Annotated in this window: 24 protein-coding genes; 6 read left to right on the forward strand and 18 right to left on the reverse strand. The window is 64.7% G+C overall.

Annotated elements, in window-relative coordinates; translation table 11 throughout:
• Position 1: 1 nt before the first annotated feature.
• The 10 genes from ACEN9T_RS03050 to ACEN9T_RS03095 all read right to left on the reverse strand — a co-directional run bounded on the left by ACEN9T_RS03050 (position 2) and on the right by ACEN9T_RS03095 (position 9,417).
• Positions 2-1,504, reverse strand: coding sequence for an aldehyde dehydrogenase (locus ACEN9T_RS03050; RefSeq protein WP_092971313.1), 1,503 nt, complete (start codon positions 1,502-1,504; stop codon positions 2-4).
• Positions 1,505-1,520: 16 nt separating this feature from the next.
• Entirely contained in the window at positions 1,521-2,324 is an 804-nt protein-coding gene (locus ACEN9T_RS03055) for an aspartate dehydrogenase (RefSeq protein WP_092971312.1), read from the reverse strand.
• Positions 2,325-2,356: 32 nt separating this feature from the next.
• Positions 2,357-4,084 (reverse strand): thiamine pyrophosphate-binding protein, encoded by a 1,728-nt coding sequence (locus ACEN9T_RS03060; protein WP_413706391.1) that lies wholly within the window; start codon positions 4,082-4,084, stop codon positions 2,357-2,359.
• Positions 4,077-4,880: an SDR family oxidoreductase gene (locus tag ACEN9T_RS03065; protein ID WP_413706392.1), complete on the reverse strand. Its 804-nt coding sequence runs from the start codon at positions 4,878-4,880 to the stop codon at positions 4,077-4,079. Before ACEN9T_RS03065 ends, ACEN9T_RS03060 begins: the two co-directional genes overlap by 8 nt.
• 2 nt (positions 4,881-4,882) lie before the next feature.
• Positions 4,883-5,710, reverse strand: coding sequence for an IclR family transcriptional regulator (locus ACEN9T_RS03070; RefSeq protein ID WP_092971309.1), 828 nt, complete (start codon positions 5,708-5,710; stop codon positions 4,883-4,885).
• A 12-nt stretch (positions 5,711-5,722) separates the two neighbouring features.
• The gene (locus ACEN9T_RS03075) at positions 5,723-6,625 is read right to left on the reverse strand and encodes an alpha/beta fold hydrolase (RefSeq protein ID WP_413706393.1); all 903 of its coding nucleotides are present in this window, start codon (positions 6,623-6,625) and stop codon (positions 5,723-5,725) included.
• A gap of 4 nt (positions 6,626-6,629) precedes the next feature.
• On the reverse strand, positions 6,630-7,166 hold the full coding sequence (locus tag ACEN9T_RS03080) for a cupin domain-containing protein (protein ID WP_004634817.1): 537 nt from the start codon (positions 7,164-7,166) through the stop codon (positions 6,630-6,632).
• 32 nt (positions 7,167-7,198) lie between these two features.
• Positions 7,199-7,972 (reverse strand): SDR family oxidoreductase, encoded by a 774-nt coding sequence (locus ACEN9T_RS03085; RefSeq protein WP_413706394.1) that lies wholly within the window; start codon positions 7,970-7,972, stop codon positions 7,199-7,201.
• Complete coding sequence (locus tag ACEN9T_RS03090; RefSeq protein WP_413706395.1) at positions 7,965-9,032, reverse strand: Rieske 2Fe-2S domain-containing protein; 1,068 nt, start codon at positions 9,030-9,032, stop codon at positions 7,965-7,967. Before ACEN9T_RS03090 ends, ACEN9T_RS03085 begins: the two co-directional genes overlap by 8 nt.
• 79 nt (positions 9,033-9,111) lie before the next feature.
• On the reverse strand, positions 9,112-9,417 hold the full coding sequence (locus ACEN9T_RS03095; RefSeq protein WP_316874325.1) for a recombinase-like helix-turn-helix domain-containing protein: 306 nt from the start codon (positions 9,415-9,417) through the stop codon (positions 9,112-9,114).
• A 293-nt stretch (positions 9,418-9,710) separates the two neighbouring features.
• Between ACEN9T_RS03095 and ACEN9T_RS03100 the strand changes: the two genes are divergently transcribed.
• Positions 9,711-10,247, forward strand: a complete 537-nt coding sequence (locus tag ACEN9T_RS03100) for a hypothetical protein (RefSeq protein ID WP_092971305.1) — start codon at positions 9,711-9,713, stop codon at positions 10,245-10,247.
• 31 nt (positions 10,248-10,278) lie between these two features.
• Here ACEN9T_RS03100 and ACEN9T_RS03105 read toward each other — a convergent pair whose 3' ends face one another.
• The 4 genes from ACEN9T_RS03105 to ACEN9T_RS03120 form a co-directional block, all read right to left on the reverse strand.
• Positions 10,279-15,687, reverse strand: a complete 5,409-nt coding sequence (locus tag ACEN9T_RS03105) for a PIG-L family deacetylase (RefSeq protein ID WP_413706396.1) — start codon at positions 15,685-15,687, stop codon at positions 10,279-10,281.
• A 150-nt stretch (positions 15,688-15,837) separates the two neighbouring features.
• Positions 15,838-16,305, reverse strand: coding sequence for an N-acetyltransferase family protein (locus ACEN9T_RS03110; protein WP_413706397.1), 468 nt, complete (start codon positions 16,303-16,305; stop codon positions 15,838-15,840).
• A gap of 79 nt (positions 16,306-16,384) precedes the next feature.
• A complete protein-coding gene (locus ACEN9T_RS03115; protein ID WP_413706398.1) occupies positions 16,385-17,368 on the reverse strand; it encodes a hypothetical protein in 984 nt (327 codons plus the stop codon).
• Positions 17,369-17,769: 401 nt separating this feature from the next.
• Entirely contained in the window at positions 17,770-18,021 is a 252-nt protein-coding gene (locus ACEN9T_RS03120; RefSeq protein WP_092971301.1) for a DUF2798 domain-containing protein, read from the reverse strand.
• 106 nt (positions 18,022-18,127) lie between these two features.
• Here ACEN9T_RS03120 and ACEN9T_RS03125 point away from each other — a divergent pair, with 106 nt between their 5' ends.
• The 3 genes from ACEN9T_RS03125 (at position 18,128) to ACEN9T_RS03135 (ending at position 20,476) form a co-directional block, all read left to right on the forward strand.
• Positions 18,128-19,048, forward strand: a complete 921-nt coding sequence (locus ACEN9T_RS03125; RefSeq protein ID WP_413706399.1) for a LysR family transcriptional regulator — start codon at positions 18,128-18,130, stop codon at positions 19,046-19,048.
• A gap of 81 nt (positions 19,049-19,129) precedes the next feature.
• Entirely contained in the window at positions 19,130-20,080 is a 951-nt protein-coding gene (locus tag ACEN9T_RS03130) for an alpha/beta fold hydrolase (RefSeq protein ID WP_413706400.1), read from the forward strand.
• 87 nt (positions 20,081-20,167) lie between these two features.
• The gene (locus ACEN9T_RS03135; RefSeq protein WP_413706401.1) at positions 20,168-20,476 is read left to right on the forward strand and encodes a hypothetical protein; all 309 of its coding nucleotides are present in this window, start codon (positions 20,168-20,170) and stop codon (positions 20,474-20,476) included.
• A 41-nt stretch (positions 20,477-20,517) separates the two neighbouring features.
• Here the strand turns inward: ACEN9T_RS03135 and ACEN9T_RS03140 are convergent, their stop codons facing one another.
• Together ACEN9T_RS03140 and ACEN9T_RS03145 are read right to left on the reverse strand one after the other, a co-directional pair.
• Entirely contained in the window at positions 20,518-21,072 is a 555-nt protein-coding gene (locus tag ACEN9T_RS03140; RefSeq protein WP_413706402.1) for a surface-adhesin E family protein, read from the reverse strand.
• A gap of 65 nt (positions 21,073-21,137) precedes the next feature.
• Positions 21,138-22,010, reverse strand: coding sequence for a D-amino-acid transaminase (locus ACEN9T_RS03145; protein WP_092971297.1), 873 nt, complete (start codon positions 22,008-22,010; stop codon positions 21,138-21,140).
• A gap of 165 nt (positions 22,011-22,175) precedes the next feature.
• On the opposite strand from ACEN9T_RS03145, the gene ACEN9T_RS03150 reads away from it, so the two are divergent.
• Together ACEN9T_RS03150 and ACEN9T_RS03155 are read left to right on the forward strand one after the other, a co-directional pair.
• The gene (locus tag ACEN9T_RS03150) at positions 22,176-22,685 is read left to right on the forward strand and encodes a GNAT family N-acetyltransferase (RefSeq protein WP_413706403.1); all 510 of its coding nucleotides are present in this window, start codon (positions 22,176-22,178) and stop codon (positions 22,683-22,685) included.
• A 104-nt stretch (positions 22,686-22,789) separates the two neighbouring features.
• The gene (locus tag ACEN9T_RS03155) at positions 22,790-23,131 is read left to right on the forward strand and encodes a hypothetical protein (RefSeq protein ID WP_092971295.1); all 342 of its coding nucleotides are present in this window, start codon (positions 22,790-22,792) and stop codon (positions 23,129-23,131) included.
• A gap of 18 nt (positions 23,132-23,149) precedes the next feature.
• Here ACEN9T_RS03155 and ACEN9T_RS03160 read toward each other — a convergent pair whose 3' ends face one another.
• Entirely contained in the window at positions 23,150-23,893 is a 744-nt protein-coding gene (locus ACEN9T_RS03160) for an ABC transporter ATP-binding protein (RefSeq protein ID WP_413706404.1), read from the reverse strand.
• 11 nt (positions 23,894-23,904) lie between these two features.
• The gene (locus ACEN9T_RS03165; RefSeq protein WP_413706405.1) at positions 23,905-25,731 is read right to left on the reverse strand and encodes an ABC transporter permease subunit; all 1,827 of its coding nucleotides are present in this window, start codon (positions 25,729-25,731) and stop codon (positions 23,905-23,907) included.
• Positions 25,732-25,733 lie beyond the last annotated feature (2 nt).

Below are 25,733 nucleotides of genomic sequence, written 5' to 3' on the forward strand. Positions count from 1 at the left end.
CTTAGTTGGCGTTGGCCCAGGCCAGCGGTTGTTCGTTCAAGCCCCAGTAGAGGCTCTTTTGCTCCATGTATTGCAGGATGCCGAGACGGCCCTTCTCGCGGCCTAGGCCGCTGTCGCGCCAGCCGCCAAACGGCGTCGAGATCGAGAACTGCTTGTATGTGTTGATCCACACGTTGCCGGCCTGCACCGCGCGGCCGACGCGCCATGCGCGCTTGTAGTCGCGCGTCCAGATGCCGGCGGCCAGTGCGTACACGCTGTCGTTGGCTTGTTCGATCAGTTCGTCTTCATCGTCGAACGGCATGGCAACGAGCACGGGGCCGAAGATTTCTTCCTGGCAAATGCGGGCGCTGTTGGTGAGGCCTTCGATGATGGTCGGCGTATAGAAGTAGCCCGACTCGCAGCCGGCGATTGCCGGGCGCAAACCGCCTGTGCGCAGGTGGCCACCGTCTTCCACGCCCATCGCGACGTACGACTCAATCGTCTCGCGGTGGCGATCGGTGATCAGCGGGCCCATCTGCGTGGATTCATCGGCCGGATTGCCGACGCGCAGCCGTGCTGCGGCAGCGGCCAGGCGATCCATGAACGGCTCGTACAAGGAACGCGCCACAAACAAGCGCGACCCTGCGATGCACGACTCGCCCGACGAGCTGAAGATGCCGTACAGCACCCCGTTGACCGCGTGGTCGAGGTCGGCATCCTCAAACACCATCGTCGGAGACTTTCCGCCGAGTTCGAGCGACACCGGCATCATCTTGTCGGCGGCAATGTGCGCGATATGGCGGCCGGTGTTCGTGCCGCCCGTGAACGACACGCGACGCACCAGCGGATGCTTCGTGATCGCATCGCCAATGACAGAGCCCTTGCCGGGCAGCACGCTGATCATGCCCTTGGGCACGCCCGCCTCTTCGCAAATGGCGGCAAGTTCCAGCGCCATCAGCGGCGTGACTTCGGCCGGCTTGACGACGACGGCGTTACCTGCGGCCAGCGCGGGCGCCATCTTTTGCGCTTCGCTGGCAATTGGCGAATTCCATGGCGTGATAGCCGCCACCACGCCCATGGGCTCATGCACGCTCATCGTCAGGCAATCACCACGCGCAGGCGTGAGCGACTCTTCCAGCGTCTCGCATGCGGCACCGAAGAACTGGAACGTGGCCGCAGCGCTTGCCACCAGGGCGCGCGTTTCGTTGATCGGCTTGCCATTGTCCAGGCGCTGGCGTTGGGCCAGCGCCTCGCTGCGCGAGCGGATCAGCTCGGCCACGCGATACAGAACGGCGGCGCGCTCGTGCGGTTTGCGCTGCGCCCAGCCGCTGGAAAGGAAGGCGCGGTAGGCGCCCGCCACGGCCTCTTCCACATCGGCGACGCTGGCGGCATTGAGTTCTGCAACGACTTCACCCGTGGCCGGGTAGCGCGTGGCATAGCGCTCGCCCGTGCCGAGGCGCCAATCGCCGGCAATGCAGATGGGCAACACGGACGTTGCGGTTGCGTTCGGGTTGGAAACAGTCATGGCGCAATGGCCTCGCTCAAATCGAAACGGCGTGCGCGCGGTTGCCCAGCGCACGCACCACGCTGAACACCGTCAGCGCAGAAGTCTTGGGATTGGCCGCAAGCGGCTTGCCGCGCATCGTCAGCTCGAAGCCGCCAAAGGCACCGCGCGCTTCGACGTGATGGATGTTCTCGTCCACCGTTGGATCGGCCAGCAGCTTGACGTGCGTGTGCTCAAGCCCGAGGCCCGCCAGCGACAGCGTGGCCGCCACGTTGGCGTTTTTCGGGAACAGACGCGCAGCTTCACGGGCGTTGCCTTCGAAGATCACGGTCGGCTCGCGCAGCGCATCGAGGTCGAACTGCTGCTCGGCCGGCGTGTCCTTCCAGGCACGCGGCGGTTTGCGGCCGGTGTAGATCACGGCATCCAGCCCCCCGACACGCGCAGCGGCCAGTGCATCGATGGCGCCAATGGCGCCCGACAGCAACTGCACTTGCGCGTTGCCACGCCGGGCCGCTGCCTCGAGCCGTTCGGCTACACCAGGTTCGGACAACGCACCCACCGATACCACCAGGCAATCAATGCCCTGCTCCAACGCCGGCAACACATGCTCTTCAAGCGCATCATGGCCAGCGCATTCGACGAGCAGATCAGGATGCGCGTCGGCCGACAGATGCGTCGTGACGCGCGCATTCGGTGCGAACGGGGCGATGGCCTCGCGCGCCTTGTCCATCGCGTGCTCGGGCACGATCACGGCGTCAAAGCACACATCCGGATCGCTCTTGAGCAGTTCCAGCACGCCCCGCCCGATCGCTCCGCACCCGACCATCGATACATGCAGCATGTCCGGCTCCTTCAATTGGCTCGGTTGCAGGTTCACGCCACCACCGTCGTGCGCTCGGCTGCGCGCTCGCCCTGGCCGTCCTTGGCCTGCTGGTTGACCGGCGGGCCTGCAAAGATCGTCTTGAAGCTGCCGATGGAAAGCATGTCGATCTCCATCAGGAACGGGCCCTCGCCGCTGGTGGCCTCGTTCAACGCGCTGCCCACGTCAGTCAGATCCGACACGCGGCGATGACGCAGTTGCAGCGACTGCGCGAGCGCCGTGTAGTCCGGCGTGTGCAGATCCACGTAATGGCGGCGGCCGCCGTACTGCGCGTCCTGAATGTTCTTGATGACGCCGTAGCCCTTGTCGTTCATCAGCACGATGACGAGGTTGGCGCGCTCCTGCACCGCAGTCGCCAATTCACCAAGGTTCAGGATGAAGCCGCCATCGCCGGCCAGGCAGAACGTGGTCTTGCCCGATCCGGTTGCAGCCGCACCAATGGCCGCGCCAATGCCCATTGCCAAACCTTGGCCGATGCCGCCACCCAACGCATGCACGCCAGCACGCGAATCAAAAATACGCAGCTGACGATTGCCCCACGTGCTGTTCGACACCGTAACGTCGCGCACCCAGTTGAACTCACGACCCACCGCGGCTTGCAACGCATCCACCAGCTTTGCGTACGGGCCGAGGCCGTCAATCAGCCCGTGCACCGCCGTCTCGTGGGCGGCGCGCAGGTCGCCGGCGAATGCCGCATCGATCTGCATCTTCTTTTCCAGCCGATCCGCCAGGCCATCCAGTGCGAGGGCCGAATCGCCGCACACGAAATAGTCGCTGGCGTAGCAACGGCCTTCTGCTGATGCATCTGCATCAATGCGGTACAGCGGGCGCGGCAGTTTCAGTTCGTACTTAAGCGTTTCGTTGCCGCGCAGGCGCGAGCCGACCACGACCATCGCATCGCACGTCTGATAGAACGCTTCGACCGGCTTGTGCAGGTTGAAGGCGCCCAGCGAACGCGGATCATCCTCCGGCACGATGCCGCGGCCCTGCGTGCTGGTGACCACGCCAAAGCCCAGATCCATCAGGCGCGTGACCTGCTTCGCAGCGTGGCGGGCACCACCTCCGAGCCACAGCATCGGACGGCGCGCGCGCGACAGGCGCTCAGCGAGTTCGTCCAGCGCGTGGGCCGACGGCACATGCTGCGGCACCTGCAGCGGGCGCAGATCGTCCGGCATCGGGATCAGCGCGGCTTGAATATCGATGGGGATCTCCACGCTCACCGGGCCAGCCGGTGCAGTCAGCGCGGTCTGCACGGCCAGCTTCATCGTACTGATGGCCGTGTCGGCACTGCGCACGCGGAAGGCCGCCTTGGAAACGGCCTTGAGCATCGTGAGCTGATCCGGCGCTTCGTGGATGTAGGCAAGGCTCTGGTCCAGGTACGGCGTTTCGATCTGGCCCGTGATGTGCAGCAGCGGCGTGCCGGCGGTCAGGGCTTCGACCATTGCGCCCGCCGCGTTGCCGGCCGCGGTGCCGGTGCTGGTCAGGCAGACGCCCAGGCCACCTGTGGTACGGGCATAAGCGTCGGCCATGTTGGCGCCGCCGGCTTCACCGCGCGCCATGACGAAGCGAATCTTGCCGCGCTCGCCCATCGCATCGAGGATGGGCATGTTGTGGATCGAGATAACGCCAAAGGCGGCCTTGACCTCGCAAGCCTCCAGGAAGGCTGCAATCGCGTGGCCCACCGTGACCAGCTGTTGTTCCTGTTGTTGTCTATTAAGCATGACGGGAGTGTCCTCCGGAGATATCGATGTGGCTGCCCGTGGTGTACGAAGACAACGGCGAGGCAAGGAACAGAATGGCGCGGGCTGCTTCTTCGGGCAGACCCAGGCGTCCAAGGGGAATATGTTTTTGTGCGGCCAAGCGGCGCGTCCACGCGGCCCAGTCGAGATGGCGATCTTCTTCGGGTCGAGCCTCGAAGCGGCGGCGCCATTGGCCGGACTCCACCAGGCCGATCAGGATGCCGTTGACGCGCACGCCCTTCGGTGCAAATTCGGTTGCCATCGAACGCACAAGATTGAGCACACCCGCACGCGCGGCAGAGGTGGCCACCATGTGCGGCTCGGGCTGCTGCGCGAGCAGCGAATTCACGCAGACGATCGCGCCGTGCGCCGTGCGCTCGAGTTGCGGCATGAAAGCGCGCGTGGGATGAATCACGGAGAAGAACTTGAGATGCAGCTCCTGCGTCCAGGCAGCGTCGTCGGTATCGGCAAACGTCGAGACACGGCCTTGGCCCGCGTTGTTGACCAGCATGTCGACGGGGCCGAGCGCTTGCTCCACCGCATCGGCAAACGCTGCCATCTGCGCGGCGTCGAGCACGTCGCACGTTGCGGCAAACAGCCTAGCGTTCGGGAAGCGGCTGCGCAGGCCTTGTTCGGCTTGCGCGAGACGTTCGGCATTGCGGCCGCACAGCGCCACGGCGGCGCCGGCTTCCAGCAGCAGTTCAACGGTGGCCAGGCCGATGCCGGAGGAGCCTCCGGTCACAACGGCGGTCTTGCCGGTCAGGTCGATCATCGGCATGGTCATTCCCGGAACAGGTTGACGACCTTTCCGCTGGCGGGGCGGTAGTCCAGCAGGTAAGACAGCTCACCGGCAGCGGCGCGCACCTTGTCGATCATCAGATCGAGTTGTGCGGGCTCAATGCGCGGCGACGGAATGGTCGTGCCCAGCGCTGCCACCACCTTGCCTGCGCGGTCCAGCACCGGTGCAGCAATCGTCGAGATGTTGGCTTCAAAGAAGCCTTCCTGCAGCACGTAGCCATGTTCGCGGTCGCGCTGGACCATCTCGAACAGTTCTTCCACCGTGCGCGGCGTGTTGGCGGAGAACACCTCCAGCTGCGGCTCCGGATAAAGCTGGCGCAATTCCGCCAGCGACAGGTCAGCCAGCAGCACACGACCCAGCACCGTGGCATGTGCCGGCAGGCGCGTGCCAACATTCACCGAGCTGGTGAACGGCGTGGGAGCAACCGACTTCGCCACATAAACGATAGAGCGGCCATCGCGCACGACGAGGTTGCATGGGTAATGAATGTCATCGCGCAAGCGATCGAGCAGCGGACGGCCCAGCTCGGTCAGTTCCAGCGAGGCGAGATACTCAAAGCCCAGGCGCAGCACCGCCATGCCGAGACGGAAATCGCGACCGCCGTCCACGCGCTCGATGAAGCCCATCACTTCGAGCGTCGTGAGCAGGCGGAATACAGTCGAACGCGGCACCTTCAGCCGGCGTGCCAGCTCCGGCGCCGACAGAACGCGGTCTTTGTGGCTGAATTCGCACAGGAGGCGCAGGCCGCGTTCGAGGCCCGGCACGATGTACTTTTCCTGCACGTCTTCTGAAATGAGGTCGTTGCTCATACGTCTTGGCGCTTAGGCGTTTTGAGATTGGGAGAGAACGGCTTGTTCGATCCAGCCTGCGACAGCATCAGGCGCATCGATATAGGAGGCATGCCCTGCAGACGGTACAAGCGCAAATGGCAGACCGAACGTCTTGGCCAGCGCTTCGCAGCCTTGCGGCGGCGTGATGCCGTCCACATCGCCGCAAGCGACTTGTGCCGGCGTCGATGCGGGGCGCTTGCTCAGATAGGCGCTGATGTCGTCGCCGCTGAGCATCGCCACTGCCTGGCGGTAACCGCCATCGTTGAGGCGCTTCATGTTCCAGCGCACCCAGGCACGCTCTTCATCGGTGGCATTCGGGCGCAACAGGTGCGCGTGGCGCGACTCCGCCATGCCGTCGATGCCGAGCTGGTCCAGCGTTGCAAGACGCTGCGCTTGCACGGCCAGCGACTTGTCTTCCTGCCCCGGCTGGCCGTAGCCCTGTGCAGGGTTCAGAAGCAGCAGGCACTTGGGCTGCATCGCCGTTGGCGCATGGGCCACATATGCCGATGCCATCAACGCCCCCAGCGAGTGGCCGACGATCGCATCCGGCGTCACATGCAGCGCAGCCAGCCATGCCTCCAACCGCACCGCGTAGTCCGCGGCGCGCGGTACAGCCTGTTCGAGCGGCGTGGAATTGCCGTAGCCCGGCGCATCCCATGCCAGCACGCGCATGTTGTGCGAAAGCACCTGCACGCAAGGCAGCCATGACGCAGCGCTGGAGCTGATGCCGTGCAACAGCACCACCACCGGCCCGCGCTCGCCCCATTGCCGATAGCCGATGCGGTCGCCGTGGGCGTTGATGGCGACGGTGCGTTCGGCAAACCCGGCGCCCAGCGCGGCAAGCGCGTCGGCAACGCGGAACGGATGGGAGGATATGACAGCCTGCGCGCTCATGGCATCAACGCTTGATCTTGGCGAGCGGGTGCTCGGGCGGATACGTCGGTGTGATCGGCTTCTTGGCGCCGAGCATCACGCACATCAGCGCGTCTTCATCGCCGATGTTGATTTCTTCGCGGTACACGCCGGGCGGCACCGACACGAGATCGCGATCGGTCAGGATGGTTTCGTAGCGTTCGCCGTCCTTCTCCAGCACCAGCTTGAGCTTGCCGCGAATGATGAAGAACACCTCTTCCACATCGGTGTGCAGGTGCGACGGGCCTTCGTGGCCGGCCGGAATGACCATCGTCGAAAACGTGAAGTGCTCGGCCGGCACCGTGTTGGTGTCAGCCGCCACGCCCGTGCCGCCCGTGCCGAGGTAACGCATTTGCGCACGGCGGTATTTCGGGTCGAAGTCGGCCTGGAACTTGAGGGCGTCCCAGTCGTAGCGGCGGGTGGAAAAACGCGCGACCCGGCTGTTCATCCAGTCTTCAAACGACGCGCCTTCCGGGCGGTCCCACGTGCGTTGCACTTGCTGTTGTTCGGAGAGATCGCTCATTGAATACCTCTTCTGAATGGTGTGTGGATGCGTTACTGCATGACAAAACCGCCGTTGACGGCCAGCGTCTGGCCTGTCACGAATCGGGAAAGGTCGGACAGCGCGAACAGCACGGCGCCGCACACGTCGTCGGGCAGTTGATCGCGCGAGATGGCGCGCTGGTCGCGGTACAAAGCACGACGGTGCGCCGGCACGTATTCGGTGGCTTCCACCAGCGTCAGGCCCGGCGCGATGGCGTTGACGGTGATGCCGTCAGCGCCGCATTCACGCGCCAGAGACTTGGTCATGCCGATGACAGCGCTCTTGCTGGCCACATAAGCCAGCAGGTTCGGTGCGCCCCACAGCGGTGTGTCCGACGACAAATTGACGATGGCGCCGCGGCCCGATGCCTTGAGTGCCGGCAGGCAAGCCGTCGTCATCAACCATGTGCCGCGCACGTTCACGTTCATCACGCGGTCCCAGGTCTCGATGTCGATTGACGATGCATCGCGCCCGCCCGAGTTCGTGATGGCCGCGTTGTTGACAAGCCCATCGAGCCCACCCAGTGCCTGTGCAGCCGCAGCAGCGCATGCCTGAATGGAAGCCGGATCGCCAAGATCAAGCGCGAAGCCATGCGCATCAAAGCCTGCCGCACGCAGCGCTGCGGCCTCTTCCTGCACGCGCTCGCCAAGAATGTCGGCCAGCGCAACGGCGCCACCGGCTTCGGCAATCGACTTGGCAAAGGCCAGACCCAGACCGCGCGCGGCGCCCGTCACGAGCACCTTGCGGCCAGCCAGCAGCCCGGCGGTTGAATTGCGCTCAGGCATGTTGGGCTTCCGTGGGAACCGGCTTGAGCATGGCGACGGGCGCGTCGGCCAGTTCAGCGGCGGCGCGGCGTGCAAGCACACGGCGGATACGCGTGATGCCGATGTCGTGCTGATACAGCGTCTCGTGCTCGCGCGCTTCGGGTGCCATCGACTCAAGCACGACGCGGTCCTGTTCCAGCACATCCCAGTGCAGGCCTTCGAGGCGATTGCGATACAGGAAGCGCCACACGTCGCGCTGCCAGCCCTGCACGTGGCGCGTGCGCCAGAAGTAGACGATGCAGTGCTCCTCGTCCACCGGCGTCACGATGCCGATGATGGTGAACGGGCCGCCCGGGCCGACCTTCGGTTGATACGGAATCGACAAGCGCAGCCACATCGTGCCGGTCTCGCCAAACTCGGTCCAATCGAAGTTCACGCCGCGCTGGCCGGTCTTCTGGAACATGATCCCGTGGTCGGTTTCAACCACTTCCATCACGGCCTTCTTCTCGCCGCTGGCCATCGAGTGCGATACGGCGTGCAGGTAGGCGCCGTGCATCGGGTCCATGACGTTGTCGATGGCGTAGCGGTAGTTGACGTTCCAATGCGCGAAGCAAAGGAAGTGACTGTGCTCGTCGCTGGTCAGCTCTTCAGGCAAGCGCAGCGTGCCGACCGCGTCGTCAAACTCTGACGGAGCCTTGTCGCCAAACCACACGAAGATGGCGCCGGCGCGTTCCTGCACCGGGTAGCTGCGCACGCAGGTCTTGCCTTCCATCGGGCAAGCGTCAACAGCCGGCACGCTGGTCACCGTACCTTGGCCGTTCACTTCAACGCCGTGGTACCAGCAAGCCACGTGGTCGCCCAGGTTCCAGCCCATCGACAGGCGCGCGCCACGATGCGGGCAGCGATCTTCCAGCGCATGGACCTGGCCGGCGGTGTCACGCCACAACACGATGTTCTGGCTCAAACGCGTGATGCCCACCGGCGCGTTTTTCACATTCCACGACGCCGCCACCGGATACCAGTAGTTGCGCAGACCGGTGTTGATGCGCGCTTCCTTCTGCGCTTCCTTGTTGCCTTCCATTGCTTGCCTCTTCTGATGGGTTGAGCCGTGCGCCTCTGCGGGCAATGCGGCGTCGAATCGTGTTGGAACCGGCCTCGTCTCAGGCGCCCAGGCGGCGCATCTCGGCCAGGAAGGTGTCTTCCGTCCAGGCCTCTCCGCCAGCGGCATTGCGCGGGCCGCGCTCATTCAGCACAGCCACGATGTCGGCCGGCGTTTGCGCACCGCCCAGGAATGCCGCTTCCAGCGAATCGGCCAATTGGTTCTCATAGGCTGTCGGCTCGGCGGCGCGTGTTTGCCACACCAGATTGGCGACGTGACCGGGGCGCTCGACACGGCCCTTGCCGGCGACGTTGTTCGGAGAAATCGGCTCCCACGGAGCGAGGTCGGGGTTGTATTGCGATTGCATTTCTGTCGACTCCATCACGTTTCACTTGTTTTACCTATGAAACGTCTGTTAATATCTGGAACACAGGTGCAACTATAGACCGCGTCTTCGAAATCGCAGATGCGGGATTACCCTATGGTTTGCGGAAAAATGCGTCGGCGGTGGACGGCGCCTCCGCCGGATCGCGCACTGGACAACGGTCTTGGTACCGCGCCCGCGCTGCGGTGCGACGACGGACCTACGAAGCTGCGTGGCCGCTGTTGCGGCAATGTCGTCTTACGATCGACGTTCCTTCAACCCGCACTTGTCCGACCATGAACAGCGTGAACGCCCTGGCCTGCACACCGCCAACCAATTTCTATATCGCATACAGCAACGGCCGCGAACCCATCAACGCCCCCACCCTGGCCAACCAGGCCACGATGGAGGTGAGAACGGATCAAGCCCAGAAGATTGCCGTCATTCAGCAGGATGGCCACCACATCAAGGTCGACAAGGTCGGGCCTGACGGCCAGCAGACCACTGTGGCCGACTTGGATCTCGGCGGTGTCGAAGACGCCCTCAAGATCGTGGGTGGCACGGATGCCAAAGACTTGAGGATCGACTCGCACACGTCGTGGTTCGACGTTTTAGGACACGGTACATCAACCTCGCTGGACCTCGGCGACGGCTATTCCGTCAAGATCGACAAGACCATCGACGAACATCAGTTGCTGTCGATGTTCGGCAACAATCCACCGACGTATACGACCAGCGTCGAGCTTACGGGTCCGAATGATGAGCACATCAGCTACGGCGCCGAGGGAGGTAGCGATTGGAGCCATTTCGACGTGCCGAAATTCGATTGCTGAGGTTGCTCACCGCGCGGACGCAGCAAGACGGCTAGCCATTGCCGTCAGTCCAGGGGACCAACAGGCCGAGCAGCGCCCGCGCGCCAATGCCGACGCCCAGCACGAGCGCCGGCTGGAACGTCGACAGCCCGCCCTTGTCGAGTAGAAAGTCGTCCGCTGCAGGCACGTTCGGCCCCTTGACCGCACCGCCGGCCGGCATGCGCCACCACGGCAGCAAGCTGTTGTGGCGCACCACCCGGCCCAGATCACGCCGGGCGCGGTAGGCATCGACATGCATCTGCTGAAACGCGCGGAAGAACCACCAGTCCGCCGATACCTTTCCAAGTTCGACGAGTGCTGATGACCATTGGTTGCTGCCGGCTGCCAACAGCAGATGGGCGGCGTCGGCGCCGGCAAATGGCAAGACGCCGAGCGTGGCCAGCTTGTTGGACCACTCCTGCAGCAACGTCACAGGCACCGGCTTGCCGGTAGGCGTTCCCACCTCCGGCAGGAACGGATACACGACGAGCGGACGATGCCCGAGGGCGACCAGCCATTGCAGCGGCCGGGGCAGATGCTCTGTTCCGCCGAACATCGAGGGCAGTCTTGCGCCCGCCGGCCGCACGGTCGGGTCCTGCTGCAACCGATCCGCCCGCAGGCTCAACGTGCGGCCCAGCCGAGCACTGATGCTGGCCATCGGATGCACAGCAGAAAAGATCAGCGTCGCGAGGTTCGCCAGCGTATCGCCTGCCGCCCGCAACGACGCGAACGACGGGTCGAAAAAGCCCGGATGCATCAGGTGCAACAGGTTGGAAACATCGTTCGGGCCGTAGCTCCATATGCGGATGGTCTCAAGCAGCCAGCCAAGCTCGCTGCGGGCCGACAGAACCTGCCCGGGCGCGGCGTCCACCTGCCGCAGGGCATCGCTGTCGCGTGGATTTACCTTGAGCAACATGCCGAGCGTGCGGTAGCGGTCCCGGTCGGCTTTCGATACACCGCGCAACGTGCCGCGCCAGCCGGTCATGAGGCGCCACGTAGAAGCCGGCGAGGCATCGGCCTGACGCGCGATGCGCACGCGCACGCCATCCGACACCATCCCCAACGTCGACCGCAGGCCAAGCATGCCGAGCCCCAAAGCGTTCCAGTCCGCCAGCGTGAAAGTCGGCAGACCGTAACGCACGCCGGCGTAAGTGGCGGACGCGATCGTGGCCGTCGACGTCAACGCGCGGAACACCGGACCACGGATCTTCATGCCGCCGGAAACGGTCGGCGGCGTGTAGGGCTCACCGGGCTTGGGTCCGTAGGCGTTGCGCGGGTTGGGAATGCTCTCGTGATGACGCCGGCTGTTGGCGTCTACCGTCACGATGGCCCCCTGCGGTGCCTCGGGCGGCAGCCAGCCCACCTTGAGCATGTGGCCCAGATCGCGCGCACCCATCACGACGGGGTACGTAAACCGCACGCCTCGCCCGCCCGGAGCCTGCGCGATCTGGCGCGCCGCATCGCCGCGCGCCGCCGTGATCGACGACCACACCTGCGTGTCGGAAGCGTCCAGCGCCAGGCCGATGCCCTGCTCGCCAAAAACAGTTTGCGGCGGCCGCGAGGTTGTCACGAATACCGCGGTCTCCGGCTGACGGGAAGCCCAGAAACGCCCGGGCTCGTTCGAGAAGCCATTGAGCAGACGGCGCCAAAGCGGCTGCCACTCCAGCGGCCGCGGCTGAAGGTTGCTCAAGAACATGCGCCACGCTTCCTGCTCGTCGGAAATGTGCTCGGGGTCAACGCCCTCGCCGCGCAGCGCAAATGCAGTGGCGCGCTCCACGGCGGCATCGGCATCGACGGACGGATTGGGCAGCGCCGGCTTGAGTAGCGGCAACGGCGGTTCGACGGTTTCCACGCGCACGAAACCCCAGTCCTTCCGGTATCGCAAAGGCGGCGTGGTCACGGTTTCGAAGGCGGGGGCTGTTCCCGGCGCGGCATCGCGATCGGCCGCTCGACGCAGGAAATACCGTTGAATGTCGATCCGCGCCTGGGCCGGTGTTCCGGCGGCAAAGGTGAATTGTTCGTAAGGCCGCTCGTTGCCGAAGTGGTGGGCATGTGCGGGTGGCTGCGAGGCGTAGGCAGCGATGGCATCGGCCTTGAGCCTGCGCTCCGCATCGTTCAACTGCAGCGTCCAGGTACGCCCGCGCAGATTCAGCACGGAGGTCGGATACCAGCCGATCTCGTTGGCCCACATCAACGGCATCGCCTGGCCTGTGGAACGTTGGTACGCACGCGCGGCCTGGCGCATCAGGCGGCTGCTTTCGGCGTGGGCCGGATGCACGTTGCGGTTGATGCGCAGCCCGACCGCCAGATCGTATTGCTCCGTACGCATGCGTTCGGCCAGGTAGCGCACGATGAATCGCGTGTTCCATCTGGCAACAATGCTGTAGCGCAGGACGCGCTCGCCGGGCCGGCGCCACGGGTTGATGTCGGCATTGCCATGCAGCACCGTCACCTTCACGCGCGCGCCGCCACCCAGCCGTGCATAGAACGCTCGCAACTCCTCTTCGCGCAGTTGGCCCAGTGCGCCGGGTTCGGCAAATTCCGCACCGTCGCCGCCGTACACGGGCAGGGGAATGCCGGACTCCGTGCTGACGATCGTCCCGCCGTTGCCACGCGTGATGTACACCACGTGGATCTCTGTGCCTGCCGCGATGGCCCGCCGCAGCATGCCGGCCATGATGGTGTCGTCGTCGGGGTGTGCCAGCACCACCAACATCTTATTCACACCGGACGACTGCGTCTCCGCACGCTGGCGCTTGGTACGCGGCATGCCGCCTGCGCTCCACTCGGCGGCTGTCATCGCCACGCCCATTTCCGTGGCGCCGGTCCCGCTGCGCGGTACGCGCGTCGTCCCGAAACCCGGATGCAACCACGCTGCCGGCGTTGTGTACTGCGCCGGCGCCACGTAGTCGACTGCATGCGTCAGCAGCATGGTCGCCACGTCCGGAACGAGCTGTGCCCACAAATCATCGCGATCGTGCTCGCTCATCTCGTCGAGATGCGGCAAGGCTTCGGCCACGCCATCCGCCAGGTTGACGCCACCAGCCACGCCCGCGGCCCTGCCGAGCGCCCGGGCCACGGTGGTCGTACGGGCAAGCGACGTGTTCAGCGCCAATGCGGCCGACGCCTCCAGTTCCGCACCCTCCGCCGCCGCCCGCGCACCGAGCACGAGCGCGCGACCGAGCGCAACCGTCGCGGCGCCGCCAAGGCCTTCAGCCAGCACGGTGCCCCACACCTGACGCGCGTGGCCACTCGTCAGCGGGTTGAGGTCTTCGTCGTGCGAGATCATCTGCGGCAGGTCCGAGCGCGCGGCGCCATACACAAGGCCCGCCGCACCGGCCAGCAACGGCACGATGCCGTCGGTCAGCACGCCCGCGGCCAACAAACCGCCCGCCAGCACGGCGTCCAGATGGAAGGTACGGTTCGCCGCTTCGAACACACTCTCGATGCGCGCCTCGCCCATGAACAGACGCAGTTGCCCATCGGCATCGAAGCGATCGGCGCCTTGCGGGGCGCAGTCCGGCGCCACCATCAATGCGGCCTCGCCACCAACGGGCAAGTCGCACGCGTGGCGGAAATCGTCGAGCGAATCGTAGGTGCGGTTGGCGCCGGCATCCACCCAGCCGGTCGTGCCATCGGCGCGCGTGAACTGCATCAGCGCGCCGTCCTGGATCACGCTGTCGGCAGGTATCAGTTCGGAGCCAGGCTTGATGGCCGTGACAAACGGCAGGAAGTTCACCTGCAGCGGCCGCGTGCGATCGGCATCGCCATATGCGCGATCAACGATTCGCTGAAGCTGCGCCCGCACATCGGCCGGTGCCTCGGCAAACCAGCGCCCCTGCCGGGCAGCCTCGACAAGTGCCTGCGGCGTGGGTGCATCCAGATCGGTCACGGGCAGGATGCCGAACGCCAGGCCCGCGAGATTCGTCAATTGATCGGCCGACGACACCGTGATGGCCTGATCGCCAAACTGCAGGAAAAACTGCTGGAGATACGGTCGGGCCAACTCCTCGCCGTGCGTTCGGAACAGCTCGAAACGCGCGGCCGCGTCGTCATGCCGGGCTGGTGACAGGGCAGCAAGCAGATCCTGTGCGTGCGCGCCGGCCTCGTCGGTCTGGGCTTGCAGACGCGCGCGGGTGGCGTCTTGCGTGCCTTGTCGGGCGCTGTCGACCTTCGCGCGCAGTCCGGCAAGCGTCTTCGCATCGGCGCCGGTGGCTTGAGCCATGCGCAAGTCCTGCTCGGCGCCATGCAGCGTGCGCTGTGCAGTCTGCCGCGTCAGCTCCGCCTGTGCACGGTCGGCTGTGGCCTGGGAGTGCGCAGCCTGTCGCTGCGCGTCGCCCGCCAACTTGCCGGTGAGCGTCTTGGCGTTGTCGGCAGCCAGGAAGGCGGCCGTCCACGTCGGCACCGCATCCTGACGCGCCTGCGCAAGCGCCGCCGTAGTGGGCAGCGCTTGCGTGCGCGGCTGGCACTGCAGAATCTGCTGCTGCCGGGCTTGCTGATCAGCATACTGTGCGTCGGCAACGCGCTGCTCCGGAGCGACGTCGGCTTGCGCCTTGACGAGCGCATCGTCGCCGGCCTGCTGGAGGTTCTGCGCTTCGCCGTCGGGGATGGCGCCGCTGGCGCGGCCGGCGACCACGGCATCGTGGTACGTCTGCCAGTCGCCGCGGTTGGCAGCGTCAGAAAGCACGGCCAATGCGTCGGCATGTACCGCGTCGTGCGTGTGGTTAAGGACGAGCGTGGCATTGCGGGCAGTTGCCTGAGCGTCGCTCCATTGCGTGCGCGCATCCAACGTGGCCTGTGAGGCCTCGTCGGGTAGGTTGCGCACCGGCGCCCGTGCTGCGCGGTCACTGGCCTCGGCTGAATCCAGCACTTGCCGCGCATCGTCGAGCTGGCGCTGCGCCATGTCCCGTGCAACGCGTGCGTCGGCCTCGTCGGCCTGTGCCCGCGCGAGCACCAGCGCGGGCACCGCAGCCTCCTGGCGCTGCTTCTGCTGCACCGTCATCACCGTCTGAACATGGCCGCCGGGCTGTGCCGCGGCCACCACAGCGGCCTGCAGATGCGTTCGGGCAGCGGCGGCCATGTCGTTCGCCAGTTGCCCATTGCGTTGCGCCTGCTGACACGCTGCTTGGGCGGCCGCTTCTTCGGCGTGTTGGCCACGTGACTGCGCGATCAATGCCGCGCGCTCGGCCTGCAGCGCCTGCAAGGCGAACTGCGCGGCCAGGTAAGCCGCCTGCGCCAGTTGCCGTGCGGGGTCGGTCGTCTCGGGGTCGATGGACTGAGCAGGCTGCGCCGCTGTCACCGCGCGCTGCGCGTCGTGAATCTGTGTTGCGAGGTCGCGCAGACGCGCCTGCTGATCCGAAGAAAAAATGAGAGAAGACGACGCAGTGGACGCGTCCACCAACGCAGGCAAGGTGACAGGCATACAGCAGCACGTAAGGTCAGATGCTGCGACCTTACGTGCCGCCCGCACATGCGGTGTTCCGGATTTTGCTAATGCAGCGAGCACATATGCCAGTTGCGCGCGGGCCGGTGCCGCACGCGCACTTCAGGCCTTACTGGATGCCGTAGCCGCTCAGAACAATTTGCGATAAACCACGAAGCCCGACTTGTCCGCCAACGTGTCATACAACCGCATGGCGGTCGCGTTGGTTTCGTGCGTCTGCCAATAGACGCGTGGCAAGCCGTCGGCCTGCGCGCGACGGTACACCGCTTCGATCAAGGCCCGGCCCACGCCCTGCCCGCGCGCGGCCTGCGCCGTAAACAGATCCTGCAAATAGCAGCTCATGCCGATTTGCGTGGTGCTGCGGTGGTAGAGGAAGTGCACGATGCCGAGCAGCTCGCCGCCACGCTCGGCCACCAGCGCGTAGACAGGCTCCGCTTCGTCGAAGAAGCGCTGCCATGTCGTCTGCGTGACGATGTCGGGCAAGGCGGTCTCGCCCGCACGGCCGTAAAAGGCGTTGTAGCCATCCCAGAGGGGTTTCCAGGCGGCAAAGTCGTCTTGGTGGATGTGGCGGATCAGCAGGTCGTCGGGCGTGGGCATGGTGGGCTGAATGGGTGGCAACGCTCCGGCATTCTGCCAGCCGGCTGCTCCACATGCAGCCGGCTTTCCTACTGATGGCTTAGCGCGGGCCGAGCGCCGAAAGATCGACCCCGTCTTGCACCAACTCGTCCTGGACCTTGTGCTGGGCCGCGTCGTTGGGTGAGCCGTACCCGAAGATGGTGTGAAGCCCCGGTGGTATGTGCTGCTGCACAAACTCCTGCGTGTGCTTGTCCGCTGCGTCCAACACGCTGGTCTTGTACAAGTAAGAGAAATCACGGTCGCCATTGAGCAGTGCCGTCGACGTGTCGTCCGCGGTGTCCAGGACGCGTGCAGCGTCGCTAACGCGGTTCATGCCGCCGACCAGTTCCGTCTGCAGTTGTTGTGCATTCGCCTGTCGCTGTGGCGCATTGACCGGGAAGCCAGCCTCGCGCAATGCCTGTGCCGCGGCGGCGGCATCGATGAACTGCCCGGTCACGACGCTGATTGTCTGTGCAGCGCGGTCAGCGTCCAATCCGGGGTTGCCGCCCCGGTCAAACGCTTGCTTAACCGGGTCGGCAATTTTCTGCGCCGCAGCCGCCTCGCTCTGGTGGTACTCCAGATACTGGCCCCAGTCAGTCTGAGAAGAGTCGCCCGAAAACACCTCAATATTGGCATCCTGTACCGTGCGGCTGGTAGCGCCGATCTTCGTCGTGACATCATCCACGAGAGCTTTGACGCCGCTCTTGCCAACATCACCCAGCGCACCGTCCTCGAGATACGAGTCAAGGTTACGTAGCGCGACCGTGGCGTCCTGCTCGTCGACCATTGCGTGGCCCACTCGCGTGCGAGCTGCATCAATATCGGTGTCGCTCGGATCAGCCGGTAGATTAAGGCGATCCTGATCCCACCATTGCGCGTTGCTGTCTTTGGTGGCCCGGCTGGCCACGACCAGATCCTGCACCCTCACCGTTGGCGAAGCAGCTTCATTCACAAATTTCTTTAGCGTCTCCAGGCAATCCTGGATGCTGGGCCGCGTTTGCACTGCCTGATACCCAGGGCCGTGGCCGTCGATCATCATCGTCATGCTGTTTCCTTAGCGTTGAGAATCAGATCAGCGTAAAGGCACCGCGCGCTGATGTTGACTACGCCAACTCGTGCCTGCGCGCCTTGTCCGCTGCCATGTGCTGCCCACGCCATTGGAACGTCCGTGCGCGCTCATACCCTAGGGATTGTCCGCAGCAGAACCGCAGGGGAAAGAAAGTTTGATGAAAGCATCGACCCTCTACAGTGCGCTCCATGGCCCGGTCACGACCCAGTATCGGGCAGTGCGATCTCCACGCACATCAGCGTCACCACGATAAGGGTCGGGTGTTGTACCAGCCATATCGCCGGACCCAACGGGATGTCAGTCCGGCGTCCGCTTCAATCGGTCTTTCCTGCTGTCAACCTTGCGGCCCACCGTCCTCCCGGTGGGCTATTTTCTTTTCAGGGTTGCGCCGGGGTGGGCAACACCAGGCGCTGCGTCAACCGCTGCACCGTCGGCGCGGCGATCAGTACGATGGTGAACGCAGCCGGCCAGGCCAGCACAAAGGCATGCGCCCAGCGGGCGAGAAAGTCAGGGCTGATACCGGCGTTGATCCAACCGATCCAGCCAGTCATGAGCAGCGACATCAGGCCAGACATCAGCCACGCAAAAATGACACGAAGACGTGTGGGAGTAGAGACGGGCATCGACATGGCGGTTCTCCTTGCAAGCCATCAAATGTGATTGACGGTATGCTAGACAACCGCGTTTCAAGAAACTATAGACGTTTATTGAAACTTAAATTCCAAAAATGGAATCATGCTCGACGATCTTGCCCTCTTTGTTTCCATCGTGGACCACGGCAGCCTGCAGGCCGCAGCCCGTCATGCCAATCTGCCGCCCGCCACGCTGACACGGCGCCTGCAGAAGCTCGAGACGTCGCTTGGTTGCCAGCTTCTGCTGCGCAGCGCCCGCAGCCTGAAGCCGACGCCGGAAGGCCAGCTTTACTACGAGCAATGCCGCCCGCTGCTGACCGCGCTTGCGCAAACCACGGCCACACTCGACGACGATCTCAACCAGGTGAAGGGCACCCTGCGCGTGCTGGCGCCACTGAATCTGTCGCGCGGGCTTCTCGCACCTGCGTACGCAAGCTTCATGGCGACGTGGCCCGAGATTCGCCTGGAGCTATCGCTGAGCAACCGCAATGAAGACGTGTGGCGGCATGGCGCCGATCTTGCCATCCGCGTCGGCCAGCAGGACGACCCGAAGTTGCGACAACGCCGGCTGGGTGTCATCGGGATGGTGCTGGTGGCGTCGCCCGCGTACGTGGCCGAGCATGGCGCGCCGACACATCCGCATGAGCTTCAGGCGCACCAGTTGTTGGTGTCGTCGCCACTCTCGACATGGCGCTTCACCTCACCCGATGGCGAGGAAACCATCGAGTTGCAGCCTCGAGGACGCTGCGACCTGAACGATATCGAACTTGGCGTGACGCTGGCCGAAACAGGCCTCGGCCTGCTGTACTGTCCGCACACGCTCTGCCATCCGGCGCTGGAGGCAGGCAGGCTGGTGCGCCTGCTGCCGGAATGGCGGACACCGCAGCGGCCCATCTACGCGGTGTGGCCGCAGCAACAGCTGCCACGCAAGGTGCGTACGTTGCTGGAGCATCTGGCGGCCTTCGCCGCGGCCACGCCCTTGCTGCAGGCCGATGTCGTACCGAGTGCTTCCCACACTGCTTGAAACGGGTAAAAACACGCGTTGCCGCATCAGCCGATCACCCCGTAGGCTGGAGATTCCCTCGCCGATTTCACTGGAGGCCCGATGCACAGCAGCCACCTGGTGCGCTCCGGCAACCTTCGCCTGCATGCTCGCATGACCCTGCCCGCCGACGTATCTGCACGGCAGCGCCCTGCCATCGTGCTTGTGCATGGCTATCCGGACGACAGTTCCGTCTGGCACGGCGTGCGCGATTCCCTGGCGCGCGACCGCCGGGTGCTCACCTTCGACGTGCGCGGTGCCGGCCTGTCAGATGCGCCCGCGGACACCACCGGTTACCGCATCCCCCAATTTGTCGACGACCTTGCCGCCGTGGTCGACGCGCTGCTGCCGGGCGAACGCTTTCATCTGGTCGGGCACGACTGGGGCTCCATCCACAGTTGGGAATCGGTGACGACCGATCGGCTGCGCGGGCGCATCGCGTCATACACGTCGATCTCGGGCCCATGCCTGGACCACGTCGGCCACTGGATGCGCGCGCAGCTCGATGCCGGCACATGGACCGCCAAACGTGCGGTGTGGAAGCAGCGGCTGCAATCCTGGTATGTGGGCTATTTCCACCTGCCGCTGGTGCCGGAATGGTCGTGGCGGCTGTGGGTCGCGCGCGCCTGGCCATGGTGGCTGCACAAAACGGAAGGCATCCGCATCGAAGCCCAGCGACCGACGCTTGTGCGCGATGCCTGCAATGGCGTGCGCATGTATCGCGCAAATTTTCGCGACCGCCTCACGCGCCCCCAGGCACGTGCACCGCATGCACCCGTGCAACTGATCGTGCCAACGCGCGACCGGTACGTCAGCCCCGCCGTTACGCACGCTGTGGAAGCTTGGGTATCGCACTACTGGCGCCACGAGGTCGACGCCGGCCACTGGCTGCCCTTGCGTCGCCCCGACTGGGTTGCGGACCGCATCCGCCGCTTTGCCGACTATGTCGAATCCGGCCACGAACCTGCCGAATTGCAGCAGGCCCGCGTGGCCGGCACCCTGGCAACGACCTGACGCAACTAGAGCATTGCGCCCAACGCAAACGTTGACGCGCGTGTAACACACTGTAATCATCGTCCGCCACAACGCTGACGGCGCGCCATGACCTGGCGCCCGGACGGCTCGAGCCGCCGCTTCGCGCAAACCGCGTCGCCGGCCATCGATACAAGAAACAGGGACAAGACAATGAAAAGCAAGGTCGTGGTGTACGGCCCGCTCTACGGGAAGTGGTACGCAATCCTGGTCAACGACGGTGTGGCCGCCGAATCCAACCAGTTTGGCTCGTACGAAGCCGCCATGGGTTTCGCTTCACGCCGATATCCGGAGCTTGAGCAGGAGCGGCAGCCTTACGCGCGAGGCCGCGAAGAAAGCGAGGACGGAAGCGACAGCCGGGAAACTGCGCCGATCTGAATATGCCGGGCGGCATCTAAGCCGCCCTTGCAGATACTGCGCTAACGGCCTGCCCCGCAAAAGCGGCCGGCAATCCATTCGAACACGCTGCCTTCGCGCAGCGAGCGGCTTTGCGCCTCGTCGCCGTAGTGGATCTGGTAGAGCGGCTTGCCGCTGGCATTGCGCGCGCGATAGAGCGTTTGCGCAATCACCGTGTAGCTATGTCGCGCGCAATCGAGCACCACCTGCTTGACCGAAGAGCGGATCGGCTGGCCATCTGCCGTTTTGATCGTGAAGTCGGGCAGCACGTTGCGCAGCAGCCGGAAGTGCACGGTATGCGAATCGGCATCCGCCTCAGCACTTGGCTCTGGCTTGACCGATTGCCGATCGATATACGACACGATGCCGTTGATGCTCTCGAACCGGCGCCAGCGGGAATCGGCGCTGGCCGATTCGAGCGCGGGCGCCGCGCCGCCCGTAACGGCTTGCGCGGACGCTGTCGGCACAGCGGCCGACGCAGACACGGTTTGTGCGGATACGGGAATCGCTGCCCACTGCGCGGCGACCAGAGCGGTCGCCGCGATGGCGCTTTGCCAGCGCCAGCCTCCTGTTTTCATGGGATGTCTCGCCTTGCTACAAAAACTCAGCGGGCGATTCTACCGTGCTGGCGCAACCGCTTACATCACATCTGGCCGACGGGCTCGGCAACGTCCACGCCGGCAAAGCGCAGATACAAGGTGCGCAGTGCCTGCGTGAGCGGGCCCGGCTGACCGTTGCCGATCTGCTCGCCGTCAATCGACACCACCGGCATCACGAACGTCGACGCGCTCGTGTAGAACGCTTCGGCCGCTTGCTGGGCTTCGGCCACGGTAAAGGTGCGCTCCTCCAGCGTCAGGCCATGTTCGCGCGCCAGCGCCAGGATCGACACGCGCGTGATGCCTGGCAGCACAGCGTTCGACAGCGGACGCGTAATCAAGCGTTTATCGGCGGTGATGATGAACGCGGTTGACGACGCGCCTTCGGTCACGCGGTCGCCATCGGTCATCCAGGCTTCGTGCGCGCCAGCGCGGGCGGCGATCTGCTTGGCCATCACCTGCGGCAATAGGCCCACGCTTTTGATATCGCAACGCTTCCAGCGCAGATCGGGCACCGTCACCACGGCTGCGCCCTTCTTTGCGAGCGGGCTGTTGACGATGGACTTGACCTGCGTGAAGGCCACGGCCGTCGGCGTGATGTCTGCCGGGATGCCGAAATCACGCTCGGCCACGCCCCGCGTGACCTGCATGTAGACCACGCCCTCTTCCAACCCATTGCGCGCCACCAGCTCTTCGCACACACGCGTCCATTCGGCAGCGGTGTATGGGTTGTCGATGCTGATCTCCGAAAGCGAGCGGGTCAAGCGGGCGAGGTGCGCATCGTTGTCGACAAGCTTGCCGCGCGCCACGGCGGTCACTTCATAGATGCCATCGGCAAAGGTAAAGCCACGATCCATGACGGAGACGGTGGCTTCGGCGGCCGGCACGTATTGGCCGTTCAGGAAGATGATTCGGGACATGCTGAGAGAAGGAATTCAGGTGCGGGCGGGACTGCCCCGCCAACGAATTTACAGGATACGTGCGCCATGCCGCGAATACCGATGTGTGCCCACATTATGCGAAAACAGCATGATGCGCGGGACACGTCCGGTAAACTCTGTCGTTTCTCGGCCAGTCGCGCGCCTATGTCCGAACTCACCATCCGTCCGATCGTTGCAGACGACCTGCCCGGCATCCTCGCCGTGCAGCAGGCGTGCTACGGCGGCGGGTTCCTGGAACCGGGCGATGCGCTTGCCAGCCGCTGGGCGCGCAGCCCGGCCATGTGCCTGGTCGCACTGCGTGGGTCTGAAGTAGTGGGGTACCTGCTCTCGCATGCGTGGCACGCATGGACGCCGCCCAAATTGCACGTGCCGCTGCCCGACACGGATGCAGTCGATGTTCTCTGGTTCGTGCACGACATGGCTATCGCGCCGGAGGGCCGCGGCCAGCGTTTGGGCGAGCGGCTTTACGCCATGGCGTGCGCCCGCGCCCAGACGCAAGGGCTGGACCAATCCCGGCTGGTAGCGGTGCAAGGCGCGGATGTCTTCTGGCGCCGCCTGGGTTATCAGTCCGTTGACATGGATAGCGCCGCGTTGGGAGCCCTGCGCGCCATCTACGGCGAGGATGCTGAATTGATGGAACGTGCATTGCCGTGAGCGGCCATCGCGTCACTCCGTTACAATTTGCAACACCCGTATATCTTCTGTAAGACTGCGCGCGCCCCGTTCAACTACAGTGCGTCGTCTTGAGGAATTTCCACATGCATAAGAACTTCGCGCTGTACGTGCTGGCAGCCGTAGCGGCGCTGTCGTCGCAGGCGGCCCTCGCCCGCGTCAATGTCGACATTGGAATCGGCGTGCCTGTCGCGCCCGTTTATGTCGAGCCGGCGCCGGTCTATGCCCCCGCTCCCGTGTACGCACCGCCCCCGCCGCCGGCCTACTACGCGCCGCCACCGGTCTATGTCGCGCCGCAGCCGGTCATCGTTGCGCCTGGCTACTACGACGATGGCCGCGGCCGCGAGTGGCAGGAACGCCAATGGCGCGAACAGCGCTGGCGTGAGCGTGAATGGCGCAGGCACCATCGTCACGACTACGACGATTGATCTTGCACCCGGCTGCGCTCACGCGGCCTTTTTTGCCAGGCCCAGATAGGTCTCGATCACACGCGGGTTGACGGCCAACTCCTGCGCGGGGCCTTCGAGCGTCATATCGCCGGTCTCCAGCACGTAACCATAGTCGGCCACTTGCAGAGCGGCACGTGCGTTCTGCTCGATCAGCAGCGTTGCCACGCCGGTTTTGCGCAGGTCGCTGATGATGTGGAAGATCTCTTTGACGATGAGCGGCGCGAGACCCAGGCTCGGCTCATCCAGCATCAGCAACTGGGGCTTGGCCATCAACGCGCGGCCCACGGCGAGCATCTGGCGCTCGCCGCCGGAAAGCGTGCCGGCTTCCTGCGCACGACGCTCTTTCAGGCGCGGGAACAGGTCGTATACCACCTCCATCTGATCGAGGTAGTTGCGCTCACCCGCCCGCTTGCGGCGGTACGCGCCAAGCACGAGGTTGTCTTCCACGCTCATGGTGGCAAACAGCTCGCGCTTTTCCGGCACTAGGCACATGCCGCGTGCCACGCGCTTTTCCACCGGCAGACCGGTCAGGTTGTGACCGAGGTATGAGACCACGCCGCTGGCCGACCCGATGGTCGGCAGCGCGCCCATGATGGCGCCCAGCATGGTCGATTTGCCCGCGCCGTTCGGGCCGATGACGGTCACGATCTGGCCCGCCCCCACCTTCAGGTTGGCGCCGTGCAGCGCCTCCACCTTGCCGTAGCGGACGTGCAGGTCCTTCACTTCGAGGATGATCGACATGCGCGCTCTCCTTATTCCACGCCGCCAAGGTAGGCTTCCAGCACCGCGGGATTCTGCTGCACTTCCTGCGGCAGCCCTTCGGCGATCTTCGTGCCGAATTCCATGACGACCAGCCGATCGGTGAGGTTCATGACGAAGTCCATGTCGTGCTCCACCAGCAGCACGCTCATGCCTTCGGCTTTCAACTTGGTGAGCAGCGCTGCAAGCGCCTGCTTTTCCTTGTAGCGCAGGCCGGCGGCCGGCTCATCGAGCAGCAGCAGCGCCGGGTCGCAACACAGCGCACGGGCGATTTCCAAAATGCGTTGCTGGCCCAGTGCCAGGCTGCCGGCTTCCTGGTACATGCAATCGGCCAAGCCCACGCGCTCCAGTTGGCGGCGCGCTTCAAACAGCAGCTTCTGCTCTTCGGCTTGGTTCATGCGCACCACGCTGGCAAGCACGCCGCCCTGCGCCGCGAAGTCGCCGCGCAGGTGGGCGCCGAGCGCTACGTTTTCCAGCACGGTCATGCCCGACAGCAATTGCACATGCTGGAAGGTGCGGCCGATACCGCGTTTGACGATCTCACGCGACGGCTTGCCGCTGATGTGCTCGCCACGGTAGAGCACCTCACCACGCGTGACTGGCAGCACGCCTGTCACGAGGTTGAAGGTGGTCGACTTGCCCGCGCCATTGGGGCCGATCAGGCCGATGATCTCGCCGGCTTTCACTTGAAAGCTGACGTCATTCACGGCAACAAGGCCACCAAACTCCTTGCGCGCGGAGCGTACGTCGAGGATCAGCTCGCCAGCTTGCGGCTTCTCGCGCTGCTTGAGTGCCGGTGCGTCGTCGGGAGCACGCGCCGTCGGGGCCGACGGAAACAGCTTGCGGATGAACGGCCAGACGCCATCACGCGCGTACTGCAGCAACAGCACCAGCAGCACGCCGAACACGATGATCTCGAAGTTGCCATTGGAGCCCAGCAACTTCGGCAGGATGCTCTGCAGGCTGTCTTTCAGGATGGTCAGCAAACCCGCGCCAAGCACCGCGCCCCACACGTGGCCCACACCACCGACCACCGCCATGAACAGGTATTCGATGCCGTAGTTCAGGCCGAACGGCGTCGGGTTCACAGCGCGCTGCAGATGCGCATAGAGAAAGCCCGAAATGCACGCCAGCACCGCCGCAAACACGAAGATCACCACCTTCATCCACGCCGTGTTCACGCCCATCGCCTCGGCCATCGTGCCGCCGCCCTTGAGCGCGCGGATGGCGCGGCCCGGGCGCGAATTCAGCAGGTTCTGCACGGCCAGCACAGCCACGACGACGACGGCCCAGATCAGGTAGAACATCTCGCGCCCGGTCTGCAGCGATTTACCGAGCACGTTCAGCACAGGAATGCCGTTCAGCCCGTCGTACTTGCCCAGAAATTCAAGGTTGCCAAACAGGAAGAACAACGAGAGGCCCCACGCAATCGTCGCCAGCGGCAGGTAGTGGCCCGACATGCGCATCGTGATCAGGCCGATCACATAGGCACTGACCACCGTGATCACCAGCCCGGCCAGCAAGCCGATCCACGGCGAAACACCGTACTGCGTCGTCAGGTACGCAGTGCTGTACGCGCCCAGCCCAACGAACGCCGCTTGCCCGAACGAGGTCAGCCCACCCACCCCCGTCAGCAGCACCAGCCCCAGCGCGACGAGGCTATAGAGCCCGATGTAGTTCAGCAGCGTGATCCAGAACTCGGGCGTGGGCACGATCGGAATCAATGCAAGCACAACCACAAACAAGGCGGTCAGCACGCGATTGCGCGAAAGCCAGCTGCGCTGCGCCGTGCCCTCGGAAGATTTGGTCAGCGTGTTCATCG

The organism is Ralstonia sp. Ralssp110 (genome assembly GCF_047325135.1).
Classification (GTDB): Bacteria; Pseudomonadota; Gammaproteobacteria; order Burkholderiales; family Burkholderiaceae; genus Ralstonia; species Ralstonia mojiangensis.

Excerpts from the sequence above, each read along its gene's own strand:
- ACEN9T_RS03050 (WP_092971313.1), bottom strand. The coding sequence starts at position 1,504 with ATGACTGTTTCCAACCCGAACGCAACCGCAACGTCCGTGTTGCCCATC.
- ACEN9T_RS03055 (WP_092971312.1), bottom strand. The coding sequence starts at position 2,324 with ATGCTGCATGTATCGATGGTCGGGTGCGGAGCGATCGGGCGGGGCGTG.
- ACEN9T_RS03060 (WP_413706391.1), bottom strand. The coding sequence starts at position 4,084 with ATGCTTAATAGACAACAACAGGAACAACAGCTGGTCACGGTGGGCCAC.
- ACEN9T_RS03065 (WP_413706392.1), bottom strand. The coding sequence starts at position 4,880 with ATGCCGATGATCGACCTGACCGGCAAGACCGCCGTTGTGACCGGAGGC.
- ACEN9T_RS03070 (WP_092971309.1), bottom strand. The coding sequence starts at position 5,710 with ATGAGCAACGACCTCATTTCAGAAGACGTGCAGGAAAAGTACATCGTG.
- ACEN9T_RS03075 (WP_413706393.1), bottom strand. The coding sequence starts at position 6,625 with ATGAGCGCGCAGGCTGTCATATCCTCCCATCCGTTCCGCGTTGCCGAC.
- ACEN9T_RS03080 (WP_004634817.1), bottom strand. The coding sequence starts at position 7,166 with ATGAGCGATCTCTCCGAACAACAGCAAGTGCAACGCACGTGGGACCGC.
- ACEN9T_RS03085 (WP_413706394.1), bottom strand. The coding sequence starts at position 7,972 with ATGCCTGAGCGCAATTCAACCGCCGGGCTGCTGGCTGGCCGCAAGGTG.
- ACEN9T_RS03090 (WP_413706395.1), bottom strand. The coding sequence starts at position 9,032 with ATGGAAGGCAACAAGGAAGCGCAGAAGGAAGCGCGCATCAACACCGGT.
- ACEN9T_RS03095 (WP_316874325.1), bottom strand. The coding sequence starts at position 9,417 with ATGCAATCGCAATACAACCCCGACCTCGCTCCGTGGGAGCCGATTTCT.
- ACEN9T_RS03100 (WP_092971305.1), top strand. The coding sequence starts at position 9,711 with ATGAACAGCGTGAACGCCCTGGCCTGCACACCGCCAACCAATTTCTAT.
- ACEN9T_RS03105 (WP_413706396.1), bottom strand. The coding sequence starts at position 15,687 with ATGCCTGTCACCTTGCCTGCGTTGGTGGACGCGTCCACTGCGTCGTCT.
- ACEN9T_RS03110 (WP_413706397.1), bottom strand. The coding sequence starts at position 16,305 with ATGCCCACGCCCGACGACCTGCTGATCCGCCACATCCACCAAGACGAC.
- ACEN9T_RS03115 (WP_413706398.1), bottom strand. The coding sequence starts at position 17,368 with ATGACGATGATGATCGACGGCCACGGCCCTGGGTATCAGGCAGTGCAA.
- ACEN9T_RS03120 (WP_092971301.1), bottom strand. The coding sequence starts at position 18,021 with ATGTCGATGCCCGTCTCTACTCCCACACGTCTTCGTGTCATTTTTGCG.
- ACEN9T_RS03125 (WP_413706399.1), top strand. The coding sequence starts at position 18,128 with ATGCTCGACGATCTTGCCCTCTTTGTTTCCATCGTGGACCACGGCAGC.
- ACEN9T_RS03130 (WP_413706400.1), top strand. The coding sequence starts at position 19,130 with ATGCACAGCAGCCACCTGGTGCGCTCCGGCAACCTTCGCCTGCATGCT.
- ACEN9T_RS03135 (WP_413706401.1), top strand. The coding sequence starts at position 20,168 with ATGACCTGGCGCCCGGACGGCTCGAGCCGCCGCTTCGCGCAAACCGCG.
- ACEN9T_RS03140 (WP_413706402.1), bottom strand. The coding sequence starts at position 21,072 with ATGAAAACAGGAGGCTGGCGCTGGCAAAGCGCCATCGCGGCGACCGCT.
- ACEN9T_RS03145 (WP_092971297.1), bottom strand. The coding sequence starts at position 22,010 with ATGTCCCGAATCATCTTCCTGAACGGCCAATACGTGCCGGCCGCCGAA.
- ACEN9T_RS03150 (WP_413706403.1), top strand. The coding sequence starts at position 22,176 with ATGTCCGAACTCACCATCCGTCCGATCGTTGCAGACGACCTGCCCGGC.
- ACEN9T_RS03155 (WP_092971295.1), top strand. The coding sequence starts at position 22,790 with ATGCATAAGAACTTCGCGCTGTACGTGCTGGCAGCCGTAGCGGCGCTG.
- ACEN9T_RS03160 (WP_413706404.1), bottom strand. The coding sequence starts at position 23,893 with ATGTCGATCATCCTCGAAGTGAAGGACCTGCACGTCCGCTACGGCAAG.
- ACEN9T_RS03165 (WP_413706405.1), bottom strand. The coding sequence starts at position 25,731 with ATGAACACGCTGACCAAATCTTCCGAGGGCACGGCGCAGCGCAGCTGG.